Annotated in this window: 6 protein-coding genes; 2 read left to right on the top strand and 4 right to left on the bottom strand. The window is 54.0% G+C overall.

Annotated elements, in window-relative coordinates; genetic code table 11:
- Together ABYT30_RS15600 and ABYT30_RS15595 are read left to right on the top strand one after the other, a co-directional pair.
- Positions 1 to 756, top strand: a 756-nt coding sequence (locus ABYT30_RS15600; protein WP_373097418.1) for a TonB-dependent receptor domain-containing protein, incomplete at its 5' end; no start/stop codon positions are given.
- Between the two features lie 108 nt (positions 757 to 864).
- Entirely contained in the window at positions 865 to 1,878 is a 1,014-nt protein-coding gene (locus ABYT30_RS15595; RefSeq protein WP_373077467.1) for a hypothetical protein, read from the top strand.
- A 158-nt stretch (positions 1,879 to 2,036) separates the two neighbouring features.
- On the opposite strand, the gene ABYT30_RS15590 is transcribed toward ABYT30_RS15595, so the two are convergent.
- The 4 genes from ABYT30_RS15590 to ABYT30_RS15575 all read right to left on the bottom strand — a co-directional run.
- Positions 2,037 to 2,801, bottom strand: coding sequence for an SDR family NAD(P)-dependent oxidoreductase (locus ABYT30_RS15590; protein ID WP_373077470.1), 765 nt, complete (start codon positions 2,799 to 2,801; stop codon positions 2,037 to 2,039).
- 69 nt (positions 2,802 to 2,870) lie between these two features.
- Positions 2,871 to 3,179: a hypothetical protein gene (locus ABYT30_RS15585; protein WP_373097417.1), complete on the bottom strand. Its 309-nt coding sequence runs from the start codon at positions 3,177 to 3,179 to the stop codon at positions 2,871 to 2,873.
- 122 nt (positions 3,180 to 3,301) lie between these two features.
- The gene (locus ABYT30_RS15580) at positions 3,302 to 4,390 is read right to left on the bottom strand and encodes an SDR family oxidoreductase (protein WP_373097416.1); all 1,089 of its coding nucleotides are present in this window, start codon (positions 4,388 to 4,390) and stop codon (positions 3,302 to 3,304) included.
- A gap of 22 nt (positions 4,391 to 4,412) precedes the next feature.
- On the bottom strand, positions 4,413 to 4,814 hold a 402-nt coding region (locus ABYT30_RS15575), incomplete at its 5' end, for a hypothetical protein (protein ID WP_373097415.1).

Here is a 4,814-nt window from a genome sequence, read left to right as displayed (position 1 = left end):
TACGCAAATCCAGTTAAGCCTGAGACCGCGCTGAGTTTTGAATTGGGTAGTAAATCTCGGTTATTTGATAATCGCATGCAGTTGAATATTGCGCTGTTCAGAACCGTATTTACTGACTTCCAGGCTTATTTAGCGGTTCCGCCTAACCCAGACGATATCGGTGGTGTTATTCGCTTTGATGTTAAGAACGCGGGTGAGCTAGCAACCCAAGGCGTCGAAATTGAGGTGCAGGGCCAGCCTTCAGAGTCGCTCTTTGTCGCCGGCTCCATACTCTACAATGAGGCGGTATTTGATGATTTCCGGCCTAAGTGTTTTCCTGGTCAGCGTGTCGGCGAAGCCGGTGGCGAAGATGACGACGGTGACGGCAGCTGTGACACACAGGATGTATCTGGCAAAACATTGCCCAATGCGCCTAAAGTGTCACTGTCGCTGTCTGCGCGTTACCAGGTGCCCCTTGACGATGGTGACAGTGCTTTCGCTCAGTTGACTGGCCGCTGGCAGGACGATGTGCAGTTTAACGCCACGCAAGACCCTCTGACTATTCAAGAGGCTTACGGTGTTGTTGATATGCGCGTTGGCTGGGTTGGCCTTGATGAAAAACTGGAGCTTACTGCTTACGTTAAAAATCTATTTGACCAGTTTTCTGTGAATTCAATGTTGAACTTTACGGTCGTCGACGACCGTCGCGATATTGCTCATTTCATCAATGCCGATGCGAAGCGGCAGTTTGGTCTTGCGGTTGGTTACAGCTGGTAAGCCTGCTGTGGAGAGTCATTGGCCGTGTGAGACCTTGCTCCGCTTTGGGCTATTTAGCGCGAACGGGCTTGTTGACTTGAAAGCTAATGGGCTTGGGGGAGGGCCGTTGTGAATAAGGACGAAATTGGCGTCAACAAGAACGAGTCAGCGCCAAGCTGGACCCGTCGCAGCAACTGGAAAATGCCGCTGACAGAAAGTAATGAGACTTGTGTCGCTGGTTTTGGCAGCGCGTTTCCCGCTCGAGCACTTATAACTTTTCAGGCCTTGGGTCTAGGTTGTCATGAATTGGCTTTTGATAGCCCGCATGGCCGTCGCTCAGTGTCTCGCTGCTTTGGCGGATCGTTTAAGGGTGAGCGGCTGGCGGGCTTGATTGCCGAGGATGTGTCGAACGAGTGGCGGTTATATGCTGGTGCAGGCGACGATCAATTTTCGGTAGAAGGCCTGATCACCTTGCTCGCCGATGGCGGTGAGACAATTCTAATGAAGTATATTGGCCGCGGTGGTGGGCGCTATGGTGCCGGCAGCTACCGTATTGGGGCAGTATTTGAGGCGCCGGTCGCCTCGCCTCTCGCATGGCTGAATAGCGTAAGTGCGGCAGGGTATGTCGAAATCGATGGTGATTCGCTGCGTGCCGACTTGTTCGAGTTACTGGGTCAGGCGAGTGACGACGCCACCGCCGTTGAGGTTGAGCCACTCTACCAAATGACCGGTCTCGACTCGGTTGGCGACCGTTTGACTATCCATGGTGCGGTGTCGAATCGCTATTTCACTATGGCCGAGACCGGTTGTCTAGCGGAAGGTGCGCTGGAAGGTATGTGGGTCAAAGGGCTTAGCTGGGGACCGCATCGAATGTCGAGCTCGGCAAGTAGCTTGCCTTGGCAAATTGATATGAAGGTGATGATGCAGACCAAGCAGGGCGTTCCTGTGCTGCAGCAGTACCTGGGTACCATTCCGGATCGCACCGCGCCGGGGATTGCGCCGAATGACCCGTCGTGGCGCACCGCGGCTGTATTCGAAACCGACGTGAATAGTGAGCAGAGCTGGCTCAATGAGGTCGTGGCTGTCGGTGTTGGTTGGAAGGAAGATAACGAGGCTCACTACCATTATTACATTCTGGTTTGAGTGCGAGTCTTAAGCAGTGGTTGCGCCGGAAGATATTGAACTGGGCCAAGATGAGCATCTTTCTATTCCCTCGCATTCGAGCTTAGTTTGAGAAGGAAGCGGATTTTACTGGGGAATGTCTCGCCCTTGCTTACCGAGCAAGGGCGATTTCGGTAGGCCTATCCCAAAAAGTATTTGCCGCCGTCCACGACAATGGTTTGGCCGGTAATGAACTTAGAACCGTCACTGACTAACAGTAGCAGTGTGCCGGTAATGTCCTCGGGCTTAATCTGCGCGGCAATCAGCTGCGTAGCTTTGGCGCGTTCCTCGGCCATGGCGAGATTGCCGCCCATGATCTGGGAAAAGCCTTCGGTTGCGGTGCCGCCGGGCGCAATGGCGTTAACCCGGATATTATCTCTACCTAATTCCGATGCCGAGCTTTTGGTCATGCCGATAACTGCAGCCTTCGATGCTGTGTAGTCGAGCATACCGGCCATGCCGAATGCTGAAATAGAGGTTTGGTTTACAATCGAACCGCCGCCGCGTTGGCGCATATAGGGAACAACCGCGCGGGTGCAAAGCCAGGGGCCACGCACGTTAACGGCCATGGTTTTGTCCCAGCGGGCGATGGAAATGTCGCTCATTGGGCCGCCCACCAAACTGGCGAACATCGCCGCATTGTTAACGAGAATATCGATGCCGCCGTAGGTCTCGGCGGCCATTTTCGCCATGGCTTCGGTGGCTTCCATACTTGAAACATCGACGCTCATAAAGCTGGCTTGCTGACCTTTGCCGCGAATTGCTTCGACTGTCGCGGCGCCTTCGGCCTCTAAAAGATCCGCGATTAAAACTGCGGCGCCTGCGTCGGCCAGTGCTTCGGCGTAGGCCCGGCCAATGCCGCGCGCGCCGCCAGTTACAATGGCCACTTTTCCTGTTAGGTTCATAGTATTCTCACTGTATTTTATTTTGGTCGCTGATGTGCTGGTGCGTGCGGCCATCGATTTGCCGCTGCGCTAAGACTCGCCGGTGATTTCGCGGCCGAGTATAAATACCGACGAGCTACGGTCGATGCTGTCTGGGAAGTCTGAGGCTTTTTCGGCCAACTCTTTTAAAATGGCTTCGGCGCTCTCGCCTTCGATTTCAGTAACATTGACATAGGGCTTGTCGATGCGATTTTGCGCTTCGACCTTAAAGCGGCGCACCGAGCTTGCGCCGTTAACCGACATCAGGTCGGCGGCGTGAACCTCGTTATACCACTTGTTGTATTCGGCATCGTTGCCTTCGGTGGGGCCGTTTATAGCGATTAACATAAATTTTGGCATGGGTATTTCTCCGTTTTTTGCTTACACCTGATTAGCGCAGCTTCTTATTGGTTAATTACGAGCTATTTTCGCTTACTGCTTACACCTTGTTTTTCTTCATTTTGTTCCACTAAATTTGATTGCTAGGGAATAAAGCGTCGTGTCTTCATTTCAGCGATTAGGCGAGTTAATACTGCCTCGCTATCACGGCAGGCTGTAAATCCCGCTTGCCGTAGTTTGATTGTGCTAAGCAACATTGGGTGTTGAAGTGCGGTGCTGTTTGCGCGGAGCAAAATGTCGGCGTAGTGGTGACTTTCGCCGAGAAAGTTTTTGAGATTAGAAATGCGCAAGTCGTTTTTCTGGGCAAGATGCTCCCATATATCTTGGCGTTCCACTAAATATGCGGCTAGTGACATCGGTTCATCCGGGCCCACTTCGATGTTGAAGGCGGCGGCCAATGCTGGCCAAAGTTCTCGCCACGCGCAGACGTCGCCGTTGGTAATATTAAACGTTTGCTCGCGGGCAGCGGTTGCGGTGGCGGCCCACTCGAGGGCCTCGGCGATTAGCTCGGCGTCGACGGTTTCTGCTAACTGCAGGGCGCCACCGGGGAAGCTAAAGGGTTTGTTTTCTGCGCGTCGAATTTCCGCGTAGGCTGCGAACGCAAGCATGGGATTCATTGCGGCGCCACTGGTACTGCCGACGACCACTTGGGGGCGAAGGATTGTCCACGTAAAGCCTGCTTCTTCGGCAATCGTTTTAAGGTAGTCTTCTTGCAGCCAGTAAAAATTGTCGTGCTGAACCCGGGGTGCACTTTCTCTAGCAGGTACAGGGGGTATTTGCCCTGCATGAGCACCGTAGGCTTTTGCTCCTTGGAGTAGGCTTACGTGTTGTAAGTTTGCGGCAGTAGCGCGTAAGGGTTCGAGCAGGTTTTGTAGCATGCTTAAATTAAGCTGCATTTGCTCGGTGTCGTGCCAACCAGATACTAGGCCGGCTTGCTCCGCGACGGCGGCGTAAATAATGTGGGTGACAGCTCCAAGCTCGGCGCAAGCGCTTCTACAAGACGACAGGTCGCACAGATCTACGGTGATGTGACGAAAGTTTGCGGGATCACATACCGGTTCCGGCTTCCGGCGGGAAAGGGCGATAACTTTCCAGTTGTCAGCCTTAGCAAAATGCGTAAGTGCTGCTTCACCGATAAGGCCTGTCGCGCCGGCGATAAGTACCGTATTCATATCGTGGTTCTAAGCATGTGGCCTAGACCGTTCCCACGCCCGTGACCGGTGATCCGACAGCGCCGGGCAGGCGCAGCGGAGGCGCTGTGAGCAAGAAGCGCGAGCGATTGTTGGCACGTAACCAGTCCGCCAAGTCACTGAGCAAAAACATTTCGCCCAGTGGCATGCCGAGCTTGAACAGGCATAACTCGTGCAATGGGATGCGGGTGCCAATGCCAGTGTTAACACTCATGTCTTGCAGTAATTCGACGGCTTCATTGTCTGAGACTAAGGCGGCGGCACCAGAGTCGGTGATCCAGCGCTGGAGATTTTTGTCGGCGCCATCGAGGCCGCTGCACTGGTGTGGATCAAAGGGGGCAGAGGGGTCGTTATAGCGACTCAGCAGGGCGCGGTCGAAGCCAGTGCGAAAGCACAAGATGTCGCC

This window comes from Zhongshania sp., from assembly GCF_041623545.1.
Lineage (GTDB): Bacteria > Pseudomonadota > Gammaproteobacteria > Pseudomonadales > Spongiibacteraceae > Spongiibacter.
The sequence above is the reverse complement of the archived record's forward strand: the minus strand, read 5'-3'. Positions and strand labels throughout refer to the sequence as shown.

Coding starts and splice junctions, on each gene's coding strand:
- ABYT30_RS15585 (WP_373097417.1), bottom strand. CDS start 3,179: ATGCCAAAATTTATGTTAATCGCTATAAACGGCCCCACCGAAGGCAAC.
- ABYT30_RS15590 (WP_373077470.1), bottom strand. CDS start 2,801: ATGAACCTAACAGGAAAAGTGGCCATTGTAACTGGCGGCGCGCGCGGC.
- ABYT30_RS15580 (WP_373097416.1), bottom strand. CDS start 4,390: ATGAATACGGTACTTATCGCCGGCGCGACAGGCCTTATCGGTGAAGCA.